We start from the raw sequence: 18,215 nt of genomic DNA on the forward strand, positions 1-18,215 counted from the left end.
CGTAGGGGCGCTTCGAGACGACAACAGGAGTCCTGCCATGCCACAAACGCTGTACGGGGGAACCCGAAACCGCCGTGTGACCGTGCGCGACCTCGCACTCGCCAAGGAGCGGGGCGAGAAGTGGCCCATGCTCACCGCCTACGACGCGATGACCGCCTCCGTCTTCGACGAGGCCGGCATCCCCGTCCTGCTCGTCGGCGACTCGATGGGCAACTGCCATCTCGGCTACGAGACGACCGTACCGGTCACCATGGACGAGGTGACCATGCTGACGGCTGCCGTCGTACGGGGCACCAGCCGCGCCCTGATCGTCGCCGACCTGCCGTTCGGCTCGTACCAGGAGGGCGAGGTACACGCACTGCGCAGCGCCACCCGGCTGATCAAGGACGCCGGGGCCCAGGCCGTCAAGCTCGAGGGCGGCGAGCGCTCCGCCGACCAGATCGGGCTGCTGGTGCGCTCCGGCATCCCGGTGATGGCGCACGTCGGGCTGACACCGCAGTCCGTGCACACCATGGGCTACCGGGTGCAGGGCCGCGGCGAGGAGGCGGCACACCAGCTGATGCGCGACGCCAAGGCCGTCCAGGACGCCGGGGCCTTCGCCGTCGTCCTGGAGATGGTGCCCGCACCGGTCGCCGCCGAGGTCACCCGGGCGCTGCACATACCCACCGTCGGCATCGGCGCCGGGCACGAGTGCGATGCCCAGGTGCTGGTGTGGACCGATATGGCGGGCCTCACCCCGGGCAAGCTGCCGCGCTTCGTGAAGCAGTACGCCGCACTGCGGACGACGCTGGGTGACGCGGCGCGCGGCTTCGCGGAGGACGTCACGACAGGCGCGTTCCCGGCGGCGGAGCACTCCTTCGAGTAACCCCTCCCCGGAAGCGCCGCGACGGCCCACCGACAGCGCCCGACTCGGCTGTCGGTGGGCTGTCGGTCGTTTGTCGGACGTTTGTCAGTGGGGCCTGGCACATTAGCGGCATGACGCGAGAGAAGACGACGAACGCGGTCGAGGTCCGCGGACTGGTCAAACACTTCGGGGAGACGAAGGCCGTCGACGGCATCGACCTCGATGTGCGCGAGGGCACCGTGATGGGGGTGCTGGGCCCCAACGGCGCGGGCAAGACGACGCTCGTCCGGATGCTCTCCACACTCCTGCAGCCCGACGCGGGCACGGCGAAGGTCGCCGGGTTCGACGTGGTGCGCCAGCCCCGCGAGTTGCGCCGCACGATAGGCCTGACCGGTCAGTACGCCTCGGTGGACGAGAAGCTTGCGGGCTGGGAGAACCTCTACATGATCGGGCGGCTGCTCGACCTGCCCCGCAGCGAGGCGCGCAAGCGCGCCGACGAGCTGCTGGAGCGGTTCTCCCTCACCGAGGCCGCCCGCCGCCCCGTGATGAAGTACAGCGGGGGTATGCGGCGCCGGCTCGACCTGGCGGCTTCCATGATCGGCCGCCCCAGGGTGCTGTATCTGGACGAGCCCACCACGGGTCTCGACCCCCGCACCCGCAACGAGGTGTGGGACGAGGTCAAGAACATCGTGGCCGACGGCAACACCGTGCTGCTCACCACGCAGTACATGGAGGAAGCCGAGCAGCTGGCCGGTGAGCTGACCGTGATCGACCGCGGCCGGATCATCGCCGAGGGCCGGGTGCCCGAGCTGAAGGCGAAGGTCGGCGGCCGCACGCTGGAGATCCGCCCGGCGGACCCGGGCGAGCTGACGCGGATGGTCGGCGCCATCGCCCAGGCGGGTCTGGACGGGGTGGCCGGTGCCGCTGCCGACGAGGCCTCCGGCGTGGTCAGCGTCCCGATCGTCAGCGACGAACAGCTGACGGCCGTGGTCGCGCTGCTGGGCGAACGCGGCTTCGCGATAGCCGACATCGCCACCCATCTGCCCAGCCTGGATGAGGTGTTCCTGGCCCTGACCGGCCAGAAGGCCACCCACCAGGACGACGAGAACGAGCTCGAGGAGGTCGCGGCGTGAGTACCGCCACCGTCAAAGCGCCCGGGTCCGAGCAGGCCCCGACCGGCGGCTCCGGATCCGGGAAGGACCGCGCAGCCGACCGGCCCGGCACGGTAGAGGGCCGCATCGGGGTGCGGGCCAACCTGCGGCACATCGGCGCGCTCGTCCGCCGCAACGCCCTGCAGATCAAGCAGGACCCCGAGTCGATGATGGACGCGCTGCTGATGCCCATCATCTTCACGCTGCTGTTCGTCTATGTCTTCGGTGGCGCCATCGGAGGCGACGGCGGCAGCGGCAGCCGGGACCAGTACATCCAGTATCTGATCCCCGGCATGATGGGCATGATGGGCATGTCCATCGCGATGGCCGTCGGTACGGGCATCAACGAGGACTTCCGCAAGGGCGTGATGGACCGCTTCCGGTCCATGCCGATAGCCCGCTCCTCGGTGCTGATAGCCAAGTCGGTGGTGGAGATCGGTCGGATGCTGGTCGCCGTCACCGTGCTGCTGACCGTGGGCTTCCTGGTCGGCTTCGACATCCATGGGCACTGGCTCGGCATGCTGGGCGCCATCGGGCTGACCGCGCTGTTCGGCGCCTCGCTGCTGTGGATCTTCATCCTGCTGGGACTGACGATGAACACGGCGCAGGCCGTGCAGGGCGTCTCGTTCCTGGTGCTGATGCCGCTGCAGTTCGGCTCCTCGGTCTTCGTGCCGACCGGCACCATGCCGGGCTGGCTGAAGGCGTTCACGGACGTCAATCCGCTCACCCATGTCGCCAACTCCGCCCGCGGGCTGATGCTCGGCAAGGGCGAGGTCGCCGAGCCCGTGATGTGGACGGTCATCTGGGCCGTCGGCCTGACCCTGGTAACCGCGCCGATCGCCATCTCGAAGTTCCGCAAGAAGACCTAACGGTCTGCCGCCGCCCCACCCTTTGCTGCGCTTGGGCAGTCTGCGCCAGGGGCGCAGGGTGGGCAAGCGCAGCACCCACCACCGGGCCGCACCCGAAGGGCGCCCACGCTGCGGTGCGGGGTGCGGCCGTCTCGCGGGTGCGGCCCGCTTGTGCCCACCCGTCCCGCCCTTAGCGGGACAGATGCCCACAAGCGGGGAAGTGGAGGCCCAAGCGCAGCTGGGGGGGCGCAGCCCAGGGCCCAAGCGCAGCGAGCGCAACAGGCAGGGCGGCAAAGCCAAGCGCAGCGGTCAGATGTTGCGGACCAACGCGACGGCCTCGTCCATGGCGAGGCCGCGCCCCGCGGCGTGGACTCGCTCGTACGCCTCCTCGGACAGCACTTCCCGCACAGCCGCCTCGGCGGCCACCCGCGACTCGCGCTCGACGGGGTGCGGGAAGTGCCCCTCGGGCAGCTCCGACAGGCCGTCGTAAGCGCCCACCAGCCGCCCGGCCTCCTCGGCGCGGCCCAGCATGGCCAGCGCCCGTGCGGCGGTCAGCAGTTGGCTGAGCGTCAGATGCGGGGCCACGGCCGCCGCCATCAGATCGCGGGTCTTGACGATCGACCCGCGCAGCTTGGCCAGCGCCTCGGTCGGTCTGTCATCGACCACATACGTCCAGGCCACAGCGCCCTCGATCATTCCCGCGAACAGCTGCGGCATCCGGTCGGCGAACTCCTCCTCCAGCGGGGCGAGCAGTTCCCGCGCCCGCCGGGGCTCCCCGTTCCGGGTGAGGTGCACGGCGTACTGGACGGCCGCGAAATTGGGACCGTCGCCTCCGATGTGCTCGGAGTCCTCCGTCGCCTGCCGCATCAACCGCTCGCCCTCGGCCGCGGATTCCGGATCGTCCAGCTCCACCAGCACCGAGCCGAGCCGGGCCTTGAGCGGCGGCACCTGGCTGTGCGCGCCGAGCTGCTCGGCCCGTGTGATGGCCAGTCGGCAGGCCTCGGCAGCGCGGTCGAACTCCCCACGCGCCGTGAGCGCTTCGGCCTGGCCCGAGAGCGCCTCGGCCTCGCCCCAGGCGTCCCCGACCCGGCGGAATATCTCCAGGCTCTCCGCCGCGTCCGCAGCGGACTTCGCCCAGGTGGCGGGGTGGTCGCTGGTCAGCTTGGCGCGCAGCTGGAGGGCGAAGGCCAGCTCCCACTCGTAGCCCAGCTCGCGGCAGCCGGCCACGAACGCGTCGGCCAGCTCGGCGAGTTTCCCGAAGTCGCCGGTCATCAGCCAGGCGAAGAACCACATACAGCCGGGGATCCGGCACACCTGCGGCATTCCGGGGGTGTAGACGCGGGTGATGTTGCGCAGTTCGGCCTGCCGCTCAGGGCTCTGCAGCTTCGCGACGCCCTCCTCGGCGTCGGTCAGCGCCATCAGCCGTACTCCGCGCCGGGCCTCCCACAGCTGCTCCTCGCTCATCGGCGGCGGCGTGGCCGTGCACGGCTCGTACAGCGGGGGTGCGGGGCGGAGCGGTGTCGCGAAGGGGTTGGGGCCCAGGGCGAGTGCGGCCTCGCTCCAGTTGCGCGCGTCGGCGCGGTGCCCGCGCAGCTGCCAGAACCAGCTCATCGACAGGATCAGACACAGCACCTCGTGCTCGTCGCGCGCGGACAGCGCACGGCGCAGCGCGGTGCGGATGTTGTCGTGCTCGCGCTCCAGCCGGTCCAGCCACGTCACCTGCTGGGGGCCGCGCAGCAACGGGTCGGTCGTGCGGGCCAGTTCGCGGTAGACGATCAGATGGCGGCGCTCGGCGTGCTCCCGTTCGCCGGGCACCTCGTCCAGCTTCTCGGCCGCGTACTCGGCGACGGTCTCCAGCAGCCGGTAACGCATTCCGGCCGTGCCGTCCCCGGGCACCGCCACCACCAGCGACTTGTCGACAAGGGAACTCAGCAGCGCGGCAGCGTCCCCGTCCGCGTCCTCGACGAGATCCGCGCACACCTCCTCCGCCTGCTCCAGCTCGCAGCCGCCGGTGAAGACCGCCAGCCGCCGCAGCACCGCCCGTTCCGCCTCGTCGAGCAGCTCCCAGGACCAGTCGACAACCGCGCGCAGCGTCTGCTGGCGTGGCAGTACGGTACGGTTCCCGCTGGTCAGCAGCCGGAACCGGTGGTCGAGGCGGCTGGCGAGCTGGCTGGGTGTGAGGGAGCGCAGCCGGGCCGCCGCCAGTTCGATCGCCAGCGGCAGCCCGTCGAGCCGGCGGCAAATCTCCGCGCACGCCTCGGGGTCGTCGTCGATTCGGAACCCGGGGCGCGCCGAGGCGCCGCGCTCGGCGAGCAGCCGGAGCGCCACCGGGTCGGGCAGCGGTTCGACGGGCCGGACGAACTCGCCGGGCACGCCGAGCGGTTCGCGGCTGGTCGCGAGTACGGTGACGCCCGGGCACTCCACCAGCAGCGTCTCCACCACCCTGGCCGCCGCGTCGATGAGGTGCTCGCAGTTGTCCAGCACCAGCAGCATGCGGCGGGCCGCGCAGCGCTCGGCGAGCTGTGCGAGGGGGTCCGCGGCGGTGGGGTCGGTCGCCGCGCGCAGCCCCTCGGCGGTGGTGCCGGTCAGCACCGTCTCGCGCCCGCCGAGCGCGGTGAGCACCGCCTCGGCCGTCGCGCCCTGGTCGTACGGGTCGCGTACGGCGGCGAGTTCGGTCACCCATACGCCGTCCGCCCACTCAGCGTCGCGCTCGGCACACGCCCGGGCCGCCGCCTCCAGCGACAGCCGGGTCTTGCCCGCACCGCCGGGCCCGATGAGCGTCACCAGCCGCGCCTTGCCGAGCTCCTGGCACAGCGCCCCGATCTCCCCCTCGCGCCCCACGAACGAGGTCAGACCAGCACGGAGGTTGCCCGGTGGCCGCCGGGCCGGCCGCGGCTCGGGCCGTTCGGCGGGGTCCTCGGCAGGAGGAACGGCCTGACGGGTCGCGGGACTTGACGACGCTGTCGCAGGCGTCGCCGTCAGACGTCGCGCGTGGTCTCCCCCGGTGCGGGCGGGGTCGTCGGCCAGCAACTCGGCGTGCAGGGCGCGCAGTTCGGGGCCCGGGTCGGTGCCGAGCTGGTCGGCGAGCCGGGTCCGGACCCTCTCGTAAGCCGCCAGCGCCTCGGCGGTACGGCCCGCGTCGCGCAGGGCACGCAGCAGCAGCGCCTGGAGCGGCTCGTGCAGCGGGTTCTCGGCTGCGAGCTGCCGCACCGTGGGCAGTACGGTCTCGGCCTGCCCCAACGCGAGTGCCGCCTCGGCCCGGTGGCGGCGCGCGGCCAGCGCACGGTCGGCGGCGCGGACGCCCGCGGCCCCTCCCCCGTCGGGCAGATCGGCCAGCGCGGGCCCGCGCCACAGCGCGAGGGCGTCGTCGAGCAGGTCGGCGGCCTTGCCGGGGTCGCCGTCCGCGAGGGCCGCTGCGCCCTCGGCGGCCAGCCGCTCGAAGCGGTACAGATCGATGTCGTCGCGCGCCGTCACCAGCCGGTAGCCGCCCTCGACGGAGCCGACGGCCTCCCGCCCCAGCGATCTGCGCAGCCGTCCGACGAGCGCCTGGAGCGCCGCTGTCTCGTCGGCGGGCGGGTCCTCGTGCTCCGACCACACGGCGGCGGCGAGCTCGCCGGTGTGTACGGCGCGGCCTCCCGCGAGGGCGAGCGCGGTCAGCAGGGCACGCAGCCTCGCTCCGCCGATCGGCACGGTGGTGCCGTCCTCGCGGAGGGCCTGCGTGGTGCCCAGAACGCGGTAGAGGTAGCGCACCCCCACATACTGCCACCGGCCCCGTGCCGCCCCGTCGGCAGCCGGTCCACCCCGCGGGAGGTGCGGGCGTGCCCGTATCTAGGGTGGGCGTCATGACTGCGACACCACGCACGTCGCCGGTGGGCGCCGTGGGCTATGCGGGATCCGTCGCCCTGGTGCCGTGGGCGCTGGGGGCGTTGGTGATCGCGCTGTCCTACGCCCCCGAGTCCCTGGGGCTCCTGGTGTCGGGGGAGGGCGGAGAGGGGACCGCCGCCCTGGTCTTTCCCGGCGCGCTGTCGCTCCCCTGGGCCGTCGCGTTCCCGGTGGCCTGCCTGGTGACGGTGCTCGTGCTGCGGTGGGTCCGGCCCACCTCCTCCCGGCCGGTCGCCGCCGCCGTGGACACGGCCGCGTACGCCGTGGTGCTCGGTGTGACGACGGCGACGGGAGCGGTCGCACAGGGCGTGGGGCAGCCCGTGGACCATGCCTCCCTGGAGCTGAGCATGGCGTTCTTCACGCTCCAGTTCCCGGCCTGCTTCGTGCTCTCCCTCGTCCTGTCCAAGCCGCTGCTGGGAATGGACCGGCCGGTGTTCGACTGAGGCCCGCCGGACGGCGGCGAGAGCGCGCGGCGCCTCTGCGGGGCGGGCCGGGCAACGGGACGGGCCGGGGTCACGGCGTTCCGTGTCCCCGGCCCGGGTCGTGACTACCAGACGCGGTGGCAGTCCTTGCCGCGGACCCACTTGGGGGTGTTGGCGTAGCCGGAGGTGCCGTGCTTGTGCTTGCACACCACCTTGTGGGGGTGCTTGTGGTGGTGGTGACCCTTGCGGGCCTCGATGGTGAAGGTGCCGCGGATGACGCCCTTGCGCGGCGCGTTGATGGCCTTGCAGTGGCCGATGCCTACTGCGGCGTGGTGGTGCTTCACCAGCTTGTCGCAGACGTAACCGCGCTTGTGGTGGTGGCCGCCGCCCGGCCCGTCACCGGCGACCGCAGCCACCGGCGCCATGCCCACCAGAGCGGTCGCCATCGCCGCCACCACGGTCAGGGCCCGTGCGCGGCGGGTTGTTACCGACTTCCTCATACTGTGGTCCTTTCGCTTTCCCGGTCTGCTCCGCCCCCATCGGCGGGAGTTCAGGGGATGTGCAGTCGCACACGTTCAGCAGAGCAGGCGAGTCCGCCTCGGGCACTGATACATGACGCGAGGTCACCCGTTGAGCGAGTGCAGACCACCCTCTCGGTCGCATACGCAGCACGTCGGCGGCACGGCAGTACTGCGCAGCACGTCGGCGGCACGGCAGTACGGGGTGCGTCGCCGCCCTCTACGGGAGCGGGCCGGCGCCCGCCGCGTCCCGCATGGCGTCCACCCCGACCCTGACCGCCGGGCGGTTCAGCAGACAGTCGCGGGTGACGGCGAACAGGCGGCGGGTGGGGACGGGAACCAGTGGGCGCAGTACGACACCCTCGGGCAGCGGTGGCCGCCCCAGCCGGGGCAGCAGCGCGATGCCCAGGCCCGCTGCCACGAGCGCCACCTGGGTCTGGAACTCGGCCACGTAGTAGGCGACGTCCGGCTCCTGGCCCGCCGTACGCAGCGTCGTGTGCAGCCAGTCGTGGCAGACCGTGCCGGGCGGCTGGCACACCCAACGCCGGCCGGCCAGGTCCGCCGTGACGAGCTTGTCGCGCTCGGCGAGCTGATGCCCGGCGGGCACCAGCACCTCGCAGCGGTCCTCGCCCAGCGGGATGCTGCACACCCCCTCGGGGGCGGGCATCGGCGTGATGTCCCAGTCGTGCGCTAGGGCCAGATCGATCTCGCCCCTGGCGACCAGCCCCACCGACAGATGCGGGTCCACCTCCGACATCCGCAGGTCCAGTTGCGGGTGCTTGTCGGCGAGTTCGGCCAGCACGCGGGGCATCAGACCGCGGGCGCCGCTGGGAAACGCGGCGAGCCGCAACCGGCCCTCGGGGCGGCCCTTGCGCTCCTCCAGCGCGACCTGGGCCCGCTCGGCGAGGTTGAGCATCTCCTCCGCCGTACGGACGAGCATCAGCGCGTCGTCCGTCAGCGCGATGCCGCGGCCCTGCCGCTCCAGCAGGGTGGTGCCGGTCTCCCGCTCCAGCTTGGCGATCTGCTGGGAGACGGCGGACGGGGTGTAGCCGAGCGCCTGTGCGGCGCCGCCCACCGAACCGTGCAGTTGGACGGCGTGCAGGGCACGCAGCCTGGACAGGTCGAGCATGCTTCGTACCTCCGCCTGCGGGCGCTCCCGCCGGGACGATTCCCGGCCGGCATTCTTCAGTATTGCTGAATCCAACCATGCACGAATCCGTGCTAGTGCTGAACGGTACGGAGGGCGACGATCAGAGGCATGCGTCTGCGTCCCCTTCACGCCGCCCTCGCCGTGCTCTGCGCCGCGCTCTGGGGCTTCAACTTCGTCGTCATCGAGATCGGGCTGCGGCATTTCCCGCCGCTGCTGTTCTCCGCGCTGCGCTTCCTCGTCGCGGCCCTGCCCGCCGTCTTCTTCGTCCGCCGCCCGCGCGTGGCGCTGCACTGGGTGCTGGGGGTCGGACTGGCGCTGGGCGTGGCGAAGTTCGGACTGCTGTTCCTCGGCATGCACCAGGGGATGCCCGCCGGGCTCTCCTCGCTGGTCCTGCAGGTGCAGGCCGTCTTCACCGCGGTCTTCGCCGCCGCGACGCTGGGCGAGCGGCTCGGCCGCGTACAGCTGACCGGGATGGCCGTCGCACTGTGCGGGATAGCGGTGGCCGCAGTCGGCCAGGGCACCTCAGGGCCGCTGGGCGGGTTCCTCCTCGTCATCGCCGCCGCCGCGGCCTGGGGCGTCTCCAATGTGCTGACCCGCAAGGCGGCGCCGCCCGACGCGCTGTCGTGGATGGTGTGGGTAAGCCTCGTCCCGCCGCTGCCGCTGTTCGTCCTCTCGCTGCTGTTCGAGGGGCCCTCCGCCGATCTGGCCGCGCTGCGCTCCCTCGATCCGGGCGGCCTGAGTGCCATCTGCTTCATCGCCTGGGTCGCCACACTGTTCGGCTTCGGCGTGTGGGGCTTCCTGCTGCGGCAGTACGACGCCTCATCGGTGGCGCCCTTCACGCTGCTGGTGCCGGTGTTCGGCATGGCCTCCGCCGCACTGCTGCTCGGCGAGGGCATCACCACGCTGGACACGCTCGCCGCCGCGCTGCTGATCGGGGGCGTCACGCTGGTCTCCCTGGCGGGCCGACGCGGCAAGGGGAGGAAGCCGGAGCCGGTGGCCGGGGCAGTGCCGGAGACCACCGGGCGGGAGCCGCAGGCCGCGGGGGCGGGGCCGCTGGGATGATGGGCGGCGCCGGTGCGGGGACCGGGCCGCTGGGCTGGGGCTGACGGGCGGCGCCGGTAGCGGGGCCCGGCCGACGCCGATGCGGGGCCGGGCCGGGCGTCGGCTCGGCGCTCACAGACCCCGCCACCAGGCACAAGATCGGCCACGACGCGCAAGGTCGGCACTCCGGCCAAGGGTGCCACTACGGGCCAATGGCGCGCTCGCGTACCAACGGCCCGTATCGTGCGCGGGGTTCGCGGGGTGCGGGCAGCTGCGGGTACGGTCTGGCTCCATGACCAGCGCAGCGACCCACCCGGACCATCACCGGATCAGCCCGGTCTTCCTCGGACTCGTCGCCGTCATGGCGGTCTCCGGCTGGGCCGTATGGGCCGGCCTGGCCGAGGTGACGGGCGTGGCCGTCTTCTTCTTCGTCGTCTCCGGATGGATCGTCTCGCTGTGCCTGCACGAGTACGCGCACGCGCGGTCCGCGCTGGGCGCGGGGGACGTGTCCGTGGGGGCGAAGGGGTATCTGACGCTCAACCCGCTGCACTACACCCATGCGATGCTCAGCATCGTGCTGCCGGTGATCTTCGTCGTGCTCGGCGGTATCGGGCTGCCCGGCGGGGCTGTCTACATCGAGCGGGGCCGGATCGCGGGGCGCTGGAAGCACAGCCTGATCGCGGCGGCGGGACCGCTGACGAACGCGCTGTTCGCGGCCGTGCTCACGGCGCCGTTCTGGCTCGACGCCATGGACGAGGTGCCCGTCGCCTTCCGCAGCGCGCTCGCCTTCCTCGCGCTGCTCCAGGTGACGGCCGCGCTGCTGAACCTGCTGCCCGTACCGGGGCTCGACGGCTTCGGCATCCTGGAGCCCTGGCTGTCACCGCGGGCCCGGCAGCAGGCGGAGCCGTTCGCCCCGTTCGGCCTGCTGATCGTCTTCGGCTGCCTGTGGATCCCGCAGGTCAACGAGGTCTTCTGGGACTTCGTCGACGCCCTGCTACGCGGCATGAACGTCTCCGACCTGGAGACCTACCTCGGCCTGGAGTACTTCCGCTTCTGGGAGGGCGAACCGGAAAACGTCCTACTGCCGTGAGGGGGGTCGCCGGCTCGGGGCTGTGGGGGCGGAGCCCTCATACTCTTGGCTGCCGCGACGGCGCGAAACCACGACGCGACAGGGTCCGGCAGCATGGGCGACGGCCCGCGCCGCAACGTTCGGTTACTCGGCGGCCCGCGCCGCACGGCGGTGGTAGTACCAGGCCATGTTGGACGTCAGACCCGCCAGCAGTACCCATACGACGCCGAGCCAGCTGCCCTTCGCGAAGGAGACCACAGCGGCGACGGCAGCCAGGACGCAGATGATGGTCGCGTAGCGGGCGAGGCCCTGGGGGATGCGGCGGGTGGGGGCTGACATGGCTCGGTCTCCAACGAGAGGGGCGGTGCGCTGTGTGCACCGGCCATTCTCCCTCACCCCTCCCGGCGTGCGGCGCGGCGCCCGTACATGACGTCGACGACGGCCACCACCAGCGCCCCCGCGACGAAGCACACGGCCGTGAGCAGCCCGTAGTCCAGCGCGGTCGCCCAGTTGTGGCTGCTGGCCAGCCAGGCGAAGAACACCGCGCCCACGGCGGCGATCCCGGCGGCGGAGCCGATCCGCTGGCCAGTCTGGATCACACCGCCCGCCGCGCCGCCCTGGGCGACGGGTACGGAGCGCAGCGCGAGGGTCTGGTTGGGCGCGATGACCAGCCCGGAGCCGAGGCCCGCACACAGCATGGGTGCGATCAGCACCCAGCCCACGCCGCTGTTCTGCACCTCGTGCACGGCCAGCGCCGCACCCCCGAGACCGACCAGTACGAGCACCAGGCCGACGGCGATCAGCGGGCGGCCCACCCGGGTGATGAACCGGCCGCCCACGGCTGCGGAGACCGCCGAGCCGAAGGCGAAGGGGGTCAGCGTGAGCCCGGCCTGCAGGGCGCTGTAGCGCATCCCGTTCTGGAGGAAGAGGGTGAAGATGAAGAAGATCGTGGTGAATCCCGCGAAGTAGACCAGCGCCAGCAGCGCGCCCAGCGAGTACGAACGGTCCCTGAAGAGCCGCAGGTCGACCAGCGGTTCGTTGCCGCGCCGCAGATATCCCCGCTCCCACCACACGAAGGCCCAGATCAGTACCGCGCCCAGCAGTACGAGCAGCCATTTGCCCTGGCCGTGCCACTGCCGTTCCTCCACCAGCGGCAGCATCACGCAGAGCACGCCAGCGCCCAGCAGCACCACACCGACCGGGTCGAGGCTGTGCCGGTGCCGGGTGTCGCGCTCGGCGCACGCGCGGGGCACCAGGCGCAGGGCGAGCAGGAACGCGAGGATGCCGATGGGCAGGTTGACGAAGAACACCCAGCGCCACCCCTCGGCGGCGCCGAACACCTGGATGAGCAGCCCGCCCAGCAACGGGCCGACCGCGGTGGACAGGCCGATGGTGGAGCCGAGCATCCCGAACGCCTTGCCGCGTTCGGCGCCGCGGAACAGCTGCTGGATCATTCCGGAGATCTGCGGCATCACCAGTCCGCCGCCCACACCCTGAAGCAGTCGGGCGCCCACCAGCCATCCGGCGCCCTGGGCGAAGCCGCAGGCCATGGAGGCGACGGTGAACAGGACCAGTCCGCCGAGGAAGGCGGTACGCCTGCCCAGCGCGTCGCCGATCCGCCCCGAGGGGACGAGGACGAGTCCGAAGGTGAGCGCGTAGCCGGACACCACCCAGGAGAGCGCGGACTCCGAGGCCCCCAGCCCTTTTTCGATGGCGGGCAGTGCGACGTTCACGATGGAGACGTCCAGCAGGGACATGAAGCCGACGAGGAGACACACCGACAGGGCCTTCCAGCGCCGTGGATCCGGCGTGTACGCGCTGTCGTCCGGCGTCGTCCCGGCCCGCCCGCCGGCGGGTACGGGCTGCTGTGCCATCGTGCCTCCTGGCGGACGCGCCCCGTGGCCGGTCACCGCTCACCCCATGATGAGCGGGGCGTACGCGGCCCGCATGTCCGAGTGGCCCGGTATGCCCGAGGGGCCCCGCGTGGGGGGGTGCCCGGAGCCCCGCGCGGCTACACCTGCTCATCGGCGGCATCCTCTTCGACGTACAGCCGCGCACACTATTCAAATTTGACTAGGATCCTCGGCATGGGAGAAACAGTCGTTCCGATCCTGCCGTGCAGGACCCTCCAGCCCCTTCTCGACTTCTACACGTCCCTCGGCTTCGAGGTGACGTTCCAGCAGAAGAGCCCCAACCCCTACGCCGTCGTCCAGCGCGGCGGCATACAGCTCCAGTTCTTCGGCATGAGGCAGTACGAGCCGACCGAGTCGTACAGCACCTGCGCCATCCGGACCGATGACGTCGACGGACTCCACGAGACCTTCCGGAGCGGGCTCAAGACGGCGTACGGAAGAGTCCCGACGCGCGGGCTGCCGCGCATCGGGCCGCTGAAGGACACCTCGTACGGCACAAGGCAGTTCCTGTTGACCGACCCGGGCGGCAACTGCCTGCGCATCGCGCAGCCGACGAGCGAGGACCCGCACCATCGGCCCGCGCCCAAGGAGACCTTCGCGCGGGCCCTGCACCACGCGTCGCTCTTCGCGGACTCCAGGGAGGACCTGGTGGGCGCCGCGAAGGTCATCGACCGGGCGCTGGGGCTGCCGGACGAGCGACCGACGCCCGTGCAGCTGCTCCGCCTGCTGGTGCTGCGCGCGGATGTCGCCGGGCGGCTCGGCGACGCGGAAACCGCGGCCTCCGCGCTGGCCGAGGCCACCGCCACCGCCGGGCAGCTCGGCGCGGAGGAGCGGGAGGCGGTGTCCGACGACCTCGAGCGGCTGGAGGAGCTGCTGCGCTAGCGGCGGGCCTGGCCCGCCAGCCGGGTGGCCAGGTCGGTGACCTGACCACGAGGCAGCCGCGTACGGTCCTTGCCGATGCTGACTACGAGGGCGAGGTCGCCCTCGCCGGTGACCGGCAGCCGGACGGCGGCGACGTTTCCGCTGGAGGTGAGCAGCGGCTCGCCGCGCTTCGCGCGCTGCGCCCGGCGCGCGTATCCGAGCAGCTCGTCCATGGGGATCGCGGCGTCGTGCTGGATCTGGGGCAGCAGCACGCTGACGGCCGCGCCCTTGGTGACGCCGATGGTGAACAGGCGTACCCGCTCCTTGCCGAGGCGGTAGCCGCAGTCGACGAGTGCACCGTCGGCCCGCGCCAGCGGCGAGTCGGCGTCGTCGGGCAGCTCACCTTCGACGGAGCCGGCCGTGACGGCGCCCGCGCCGTCCACTCCGGCGGCCCGCGCCGCACCGGCCATGTCGTAGCGGACGGGGCAGCGGGAGCCGGGCCCGGCCGCCATCCGCTCGATGTCGGCGACGCTCAGCGGCGCGGACCGCTGCCGCTTGCCGCCGCCGCTGTCCTCGCCGTCGTCCCTGGCCTGCTGCGAGCAGCTGGCGAGCACCGCCGCCACCACGACGGCGACCGTCCAACCGCCGCCGGGGATCTTCCGCTTCCCCACGTGCGCCGCCGACCCGACCGTCAGATGTCGGTGAGGCGGACGCCCGCGTGCGCCTTGTAGCGCCGGTTGACGGAGATGAGGTTGGCGACCAGCGACTCCACCTGGTGCGCGTTGCGCAGCCGTCCGGCGAAGACGCCGCGCATTCCCGGGATACGGGACGCCAGCGCCTGCACGATCTCGCAGTCGGCGCGCACCTCGCCCAGCACCATCACGTCCGTCTCGATCTCCTCGACCTCCGGGTCGGAGAGCAGTACGGCGGACAGGTGGTGGAAGGCGGCCGTGACCCGCGACTCGGGCAGCAGGGCCGCGGCCTGCTCGGCGGCGCTGCCCTCCTCGGGGACCAGCGCGTAGGCGCCCTTCTTGTCGAAGCCGAGCGGGTTGACGCAGTCCACGACGAGTTTGCCCGCGAGCTCCGTGCGCAGCGACTCGATCGTCTTGGCGTGCCCCTCCCATGGGACGGCGACGATCACGATGTCCGAATCGCGGGCGCACTCGGCGTTGTCCGCGCCCCGCACTCCGTGCCCGATCTCCTCGGCCGCCTGCTGCGCCCGTTCGGCGGCCCGCGATCCGATGGTCACGGACATCCCGCCCCGCGCGAGCCGATACGCCAGCCCCCGCCCCTGATCCCCGGTCCCCCCGAGCACCCCCACCCGCATCCCGGACACATCCGGCAACTCCCACGGGTCCTTCTTGGGCGCACTGGCATTGGCGGCGGAAGAGGCATCAGAAGTCATGGCGGCATCCTGCCACTGGACGCCGACAGTTGCGTGGCCGCCCGCTCGTGAGGGTGATCACGTACTCGCGACCCGCGCACTCACTTCACTTGGCTCACGCGGCACGGAAGCTTCTTCGCGACCTTCTCCATGACCTCCTGCGCCAGCTTGCCGAACACTTTGTGAGCACGCTCAGGGTCGTCGTTGAGCGGGGTGTCGGTGGCAAAGATGTCGACCAGGTATCTCGTGAACGACGCGTCGTCATCGCCACGCGGGCGAGGGCAGTCAATCGCAGCCACTGCACCCCTCTGCCATGTGGCCACGTCGTAGGCACCCTCATACTTTCTCGGCTTGTCCCGAGTGTTGTGCCACTTGATCGCCTCAGCGGGCGTCGAAGGCGCAGCTTGATCGTTCTCCTCCGCCCACTCTCCCGAAACGGAAACGGCGGGTTTCCCGTCCACGAAATAATGACAACCCTGCGAAGTAACTCTTGCGCTTCCGAGTTTCACCGGATCGTCGTCCCGGTAGATTTTTTCACCCGGCCCGAACAGCGGAGCATAGCGTTTTTCGGCGACCTTCAGACCGCACAAACTCTGAGGTACCCGGTATTCTCGTTCCGGCGCATGGCTGCAAGACGCAAGCAGCACCGCAGAGCAAACCAAGAGGACGCGCACCTCGGAAAGCCTCTCGCCGCGTGCAAAACTCTTCACCGCACACCCCTACCCAGTGGGTCCCGTGCTGCCATGAGAGCGGGACGTGCCTGAGCCATCCTGAAAGCCAGCAATGGTTTCATTCCGCACGCCAGCCTTTACACTGTCGAGAATTTCCGGGTCCAACCCAGCGTCTCGGCCCACACTTTCCGCCCAATCCCGATAGTAGTTCCGAAGGCGCTCCTGGGCGTCGGAGAAATCATATCTACCTTGCCCCTCTGCTTTGTCGGCCTCCACTGGCAGGTCCTTCTTGATCTGCTCCATCACCGCAGCGTTCAAATCTTCCTGGGCCCACCCCGCCGGAGTGGACAGCACTGCTCCGCCTTGCGAGCCACCAATATTTCCGGTGCCCAAACCAACAAATCTGTTTACCCATTTGCTGGCCTCGTCCGCGTTCTTGTTGAAGTCTTCGGCCTCATCGATTTTGTCGTCGTACAACGCATCGGCCTTCGCCTCACTGAGGATGCCTGCTACATACGCTCCCCCGAGCACCGCGTCACCGGCGTAGTCGCGGGCGTCACTCGGGTCAGTCCCCGACGGAAGATTGTTGATCACGTGCTGAAGATGTTCAGCGGTATACATCTGTTGAGACGCCTTGATCACGCCGTAGCCGTACGGGTCCCGTCCGACCTGGTTCAAGTACTCATGGAGTGCACCGACATCGAAGTTCGCAGCGTGCCCTCTCACCTTCAACTCGTTGTCCCCGTACGTCTCACGCTGCACGTCGCCCGGATAGTCGGCAATCATCTCGCCCAGAGTGCCGCGGAAATCAACGAAATCGCCGTCCTTGGCGATGGGAGAGATCTCTCCCTTTGCCACCGGCCCGCCGAATACGCGAACAGCCTCCTCCATGACCTGCGCATTCGCTGCGGAATGCCTCGGCGGCGCGCCGTCGGCCACCGCATCCGGAAGACGCCCGGTGGCCCCCACCTTCAGTGCGGCCTCGAAGCCCTCGTGGGCGTTGGTGGCGGCGCGGTCGTCGGCGTTGTCGGTGACCGGGCCGAGGGCGGTGTCCGGTGGGTTGAGGAATTTCCAGTCGCGGTGTTTGACCAGGTATTCAAGGCGGTCGTTCTTCTCCTCCTTGTTGTCGGCCGGGTTCGGGTCGGAAGCGGGGTTCAGGTAAGTGGCCGCAGTCTCGGGGTCCTTGGCCATGATGCCGAGGAGGCCGTCGTAGGGGTCGCTGGCGATGGGGACAGGCTTTCCTCCGAAGGTGGCCGTCCCGGTGTCGGTGCCGCGTCGGTCCCAGATGTGCGGGTCTTTTTCCTCGGTGGCCCGGACATCGTCGGCCAAGTCATGCAGCACCTGGGGCGAGTAGCCGTCGCCGTGCTGCATCAGCGTGACCAGGGTGGGGTAGCCGCGGCCGGTCACCTTTGTCTGAGGCGCGGTTCCGGACTGCCCATAGGTGTGCGACCACTCTTTGGGGCCGACCTCGCGCATGTCCTCGCGCCAGTTCTTGTAGAAGGCACCGTCCTTGCTGTCCAGCCAGGCGCGGTATTTCTCCGCGTACTCCTTATGACTGGCGTCGAGTACGTTCCCCTTGCCGTCGCGGAAGACCGGGACCTTGGTCGCTGTGGCCAGGGAGGTGGCGAGGCCTTCTTCCATGTTCTGGAAATGCGACCGGCTGTTTCCGCCGGCGGTGTGAGACAGGGCATTCAGCTGGTACGCGGCATCGATCAGGCCGTCCGGGCCGAGTGAGTTGATCAGGGTGCGGCTGAACTGCTTGTCGTCGGAGTTCGCACGCAGCATCACTTGGAGCTCGTGCCGCTCCTTCGCGGAGAGGCCGCCGCCCTTGTCGGCGCGGTCGAGATCGCTGATCAGCTCGGCCGACCGCTTGGCCGCATACTTCTCGACGTCTCCGACGGCCTTGCTGTTGAAGCCGCCGGACTCGCCCTTGCCGTCCTTGTCCGTCGCGGCGGCCTTGAGTGCCAACATGTTTTCGTGGTCCACGTCGTCGACGTGTTTGACCGTCTCCTGGATGCGTCGGTTCCATTTGGCTTCGGCGTCCATGCGGCTGGGGTCGTGGAGGGCGCCCTGTGCTTCCTTGTCCGTCATCTTGCTGGTGTCGAGGTTGCACTTGCCGTAGGCGTCGACCTTCATGCCGCCTTCGTGGATCGCTTGGTCGCGAACCTTCTTCAGCTCCCCCCGGGCCTTGACCAGTCGGCCGTGTGCATCGTCCAGCAGTTCGGCGATCCTGTTGGCTTGCCGTTTTGCTGCGGATAACTCGTGCAGCGTGATCTCGGAGGACTTCCAGAAGGCTTCTGCCGACTCACCGTTCCATCCGGTGAGCTTCTTGCGCACGTGGTCGCGGTAGTTGTTCCGCAGCGTGCCGCATCGCTTCGCCATCGCCCGCCAGTTCTTGGCGGTCTCCGTGAGGGCGGAGAAATTGGCGTTCATGATGTCGTGGTAGGTCAGCTCCATGGCA

At 70.6% G+C, this 18,215-nt stretch carries 16 protein-coding genes; 7 read left to right on the plus strand and 9 right to left on the minus strand.

Annotated features, from left to right (window positions below):
* The first annotated feature begins 37 nt into the window (after positions 1 to 37).
* From panB to ACQEU8_RS28385, 3 genes are all read left to right on the plus strand, one after another.
* Entirely contained in the window at positions 38 to 865 is an 828-nt protein-coding gene (gene panB, locus ACQEU8_RS28375) for a 3-methyl-2-oxobutanoate hydroxymethyltransferase (protein ID WP_433106007.1), read from the plus strand.
* A 110-nt stretch (positions 866 to 975) separates the two neighbouring features.
* A complete protein-coding gene (locus tag ACQEU8_RS28380; protein WP_433106010.1) occupies positions 976 to 1,977 on the plus strand; it encodes an ATP-binding cassette domain-containing protein in 1,002 nt (333 codons plus the stop codon).
* Positions 1,974 to 2,864 carry an ABC transporter permease gene (locus ACQEU8_RS28385; RefSeq protein ID WP_433106012.1) on the plus strand — a complete coding sequence of 297 codons (891 nt, stop codon included), beginning with the start codon at positions 1,974 to 1,976 and terminating at the stop codon, positions 2,862 to 2,864. The genes ACQEU8_RS28380 and ACQEU8_RS28385 overlap by 4 nt, the downstream gene beginning before the upstream one ends.
* A 288-nt stretch (positions 2,865 to 3,152) precedes the next feature.
* Here ACQEU8_RS28385 and ACQEU8_RS28390 read toward each other — a convergent pair whose 3' ends face one another.
* Positions 3,153 to 6,599, minus strand: coding sequence for an AfsR/SARP family transcriptional regulator (locus tag ACQEU8_RS28390; RefSeq protein WP_433106014.1), 3,447 nt, complete (start codon positions 6,597 to 6,599; stop codon positions 3,153 to 3,155).
* An 86-nt stretch (positions 6,600 to 6,685) separates the two neighbouring features.
* Between ACQEU8_RS28390 and ACQEU8_RS28395 the strand changes: the two genes are divergently transcribed.
* Positions 6,686 to 7,168: a hypothetical protein gene (locus ACQEU8_RS28395; protein WP_433106016.1), complete on the plus strand. Its 483-nt coding sequence runs from the start codon at positions 6,686 to 6,688 to the stop codon at positions 7,166 to 7,168.
* 104 nt (positions 7,169 to 7,272) lie between these two features.
* Here ACQEU8_RS28395 and ACQEU8_RS28400 read toward each other — a convergent pair whose 3' ends face one another.
* Complete coding sequence (locus ACQEU8_RS28400) at positions 7,273 to 7,647, minus strand: hypothetical protein (RefSeq protein WP_433106018.1); 375 nt, start codon at positions 7,645 to 7,647, stop codon at positions 7,273 to 7,275.
* A 238-nt stretch (positions 7,648 to 7,885) separates the two neighbouring features.
* The gene (locus ACQEU8_RS28405) at positions 7,886 to 8,794 is read right to left on the minus strand and encodes a LysR family transcriptional regulator (protein ID WP_433106020.1); all 909 of its coding nucleotides are present in this window, start codon (positions 8,792 to 8,794) and stop codon (positions 7,886 to 7,888) included.
* 135 nt (positions 8,795 to 8,929) lie between these two features.
* On the opposite strand from ACQEU8_RS28405, the gene ACQEU8_RS28410 reads away from it, so the two are divergent.
* Together ACQEU8_RS28410 and ACQEU8_RS28415 are read left to right on the plus strand one after the other, a co-directional pair.
* On the plus strand, positions 8,930 to 9,877 hold the full coding sequence (locus ACQEU8_RS28410; protein ID WP_433108785.1) for an EamA family transporter: 948 nt from the start codon (positions 8,930 to 8,932) through the stop codon (positions 9,875 to 9,877).
* Between the two features lie 271 nt (positions 9,878 to 10,148).
* Positions 10,149 to 10,946 (plus strand): site-2 protease family protein, encoded by a 798-nt coding sequence (locus ACQEU8_RS28415; RefSeq protein WP_433106022.1) that lies wholly within the window; start codon positions 10,149 to 10,151, stop codon positions 10,944 to 10,946.
* 123 nt (positions 10,947 to 11,069) lie between these two features.
* Here the strand turns inward: ACQEU8_RS28415 and ACQEU8_RS28420 are convergent, their stop codons facing one another.
* Both ACQEU8_RS28420 and ACQEU8_RS28425 read right to left on the minus strand, forming a co-directional pair.
* Positions 11,070 to 11,264 carry a hypothetical protein gene (locus ACQEU8_RS28420; RefSeq protein ID WP_433106024.1) on the minus strand — a complete coding sequence of 65 codons (195 nt, stop codon included), beginning with the start codon at positions 11,262 to 11,264 and terminating at the stop codon, positions 11,070 to 11,072.
* Positions 11,265 to 11,317: 53 nt separating this feature from the next.
* A complete protein-coding gene (locus ACQEU8_RS28425; RefSeq protein WP_433106026.1) occupies positions 11,318 to 12,799 on the minus strand; it encodes an MFS transporter in 1,482 nt (493 codons plus the stop codon).
* 213 nt (positions 12,800 to 13,012) lie between these two features.
* On the opposite strand from ACQEU8_RS28425, the gene ACQEU8_RS28430 reads away from it, so the two are divergent.
* Positions 13,013 to 13,720 carry a bleomycin resistance protein gene (locus tag ACQEU8_RS28430; protein WP_433106028.1) on the plus strand — a complete coding sequence of 236 codons (708 nt, stop codon included), beginning with the start codon at positions 13,013 to 13,015 and terminating at the stop codon, positions 13,718 to 13,720.
* Here the strand turns inward: ACQEU8_RS28430 and ACQEU8_RS28435 are convergent.
* The 4 genes from ACQEU8_RS28435 to ACQEU8_RS28450 form a co-directional block, all read right to left on the minus strand.
* A complete protein-coding gene (locus tag ACQEU8_RS28435; RefSeq protein ID WP_433106030.1) occupies positions 13,717 to 14,370 on the minus strand; it encodes a hypothetical protein in 654 nt (217 codons plus the stop codon). The genes ACQEU8_RS28430 and ACQEU8_RS28435 overlap by 4 nt on opposite strands.
* A gap of 20 nt (positions 14,371 to 14,390) precedes the next feature.
* Entirely contained in the window at positions 14,391 to 15,104 is a 714-nt protein-coding gene (gene npdG / locus ACQEU8_RS28440) for an NADPH-dependent F420 reductase (RefSeq protein WP_433106032.1), read from the minus strand.
* Positions 15,105 to 15,184: 80 nt separating this feature from the next.
* The gene (locus ACQEU8_RS28445) at positions 15,185 to 15,793 is read right to left on the minus strand and encodes a hypothetical protein (protein WP_433106034.1); all 609 of its coding nucleotides are present in this window, start codon (positions 15,791 to 15,793) and stop codon (positions 15,185 to 15,187) included.
* 9 nt (positions 15,794 to 15,802) lie between these two features.
* Positions 15,803 to 18,211, minus strand: coding sequence for a DUF6571 family protein (locus ACQEU8_RS28450; protein ID WP_433106036.1), 2,409 nt, complete (start codon positions 18,209 to 18,211; stop codon positions 15,803 to 15,805).
* Positions 18,212 to 18,215: the final 4 nt, after the last annotated feature.

This window comes from Streptomyces sp. CA-250714, assembly GCF_050936705.1.
In the GTDB taxonomy this organism is placed as follows: domain Bacteria; phylum Actinomycetota; class Actinomycetes; order Streptomycetales; family Streptomycetaceae; genus Streptomyces.

What these genes read in the sequence shown, in the direction of transcription:
- ACQEU8_RS28420 (WP_433106024.1), bottom strand. Translation starts at nt 11,264, where the DNA reads ATGTCAGCCCCCACCCGCCGCATCCCCCAGGGCCTCGCCCGCTACGCG.
- ACQEU8_RS28450 (WP_433106036.1), bottom strand. Translation starts at nt 18,211, where the DNA reads ATGGAGCTGACCTACCACGACATCATGAACGCCAATTTCTCCGCCCTC.
- ACQEU8_RS28380 (WP_433106010.1), top strand. Translation starts at nt 976, where the DNA reads ATGACGCGAGAGAAGACGACGAACGCGGTCGAGGTCCGCGGACTGGTC.
- ACQEU8_RS28415 (WP_433106022.1), top strand. Translation starts at nt 10,149, where the DNA reads ATGACCAGCGCAGCGACCCACCCGGACCATCACCGGATCAGCCCGGTC.
- ACQEU8_RS28405 (WP_433106020.1), bottom strand. Translation starts at nt 8,794, where the DNA reads ATGCTCGACCTGTCCAGGCTGCGTGCCCTGCACGCCGTCCAACTGCAC.
- ACQEU8_RS28430 (WP_433106028.1), top strand. Translation starts at nt 13,013, where the DNA reads ATGGGAGAAACAGTCGTTCCGATCCTGCCGTGCAGGACCCTCCAGCCC.
- panB (WP_433106007.1), top strand. Translation starts at nt 38, where the DNA reads ATGCCACAAACGCTGTACGGGGGAACCCGAAACCGCCGTGTGACCGTG.
- npdG (WP_433106032.1), bottom strand. Translation starts at nt 15,104, where the DNA reads ATGACTTCTGATGCCTCTTCCGCCGCCAATGCCAGTGCGCCCAAGAAG.
- ACQEU8_RS28395 (WP_433106016.1), top strand. Translation starts at nt 6,686, where the DNA reads ATGACTGCGACACCACGCACGTCGCCGGTGGGCGCCGTGGGCTATGCG.
- ACQEU8_RS28400 (WP_433106018.1), bottom strand. Translation starts at nt 7,647, where the DNA reads ATGAGGAAGTCGGTAACAACCCGCCGCGCACGGGCCCTGACCGTGGTG.
- ACQEU8_RS28425 (WP_433106026.1), bottom strand. Translation starts at nt 12,799, where the DNA reads ATGGCACAGCAGCCCGTACCCGCCGGCGGGCGGGCCGGGACGACGCCG.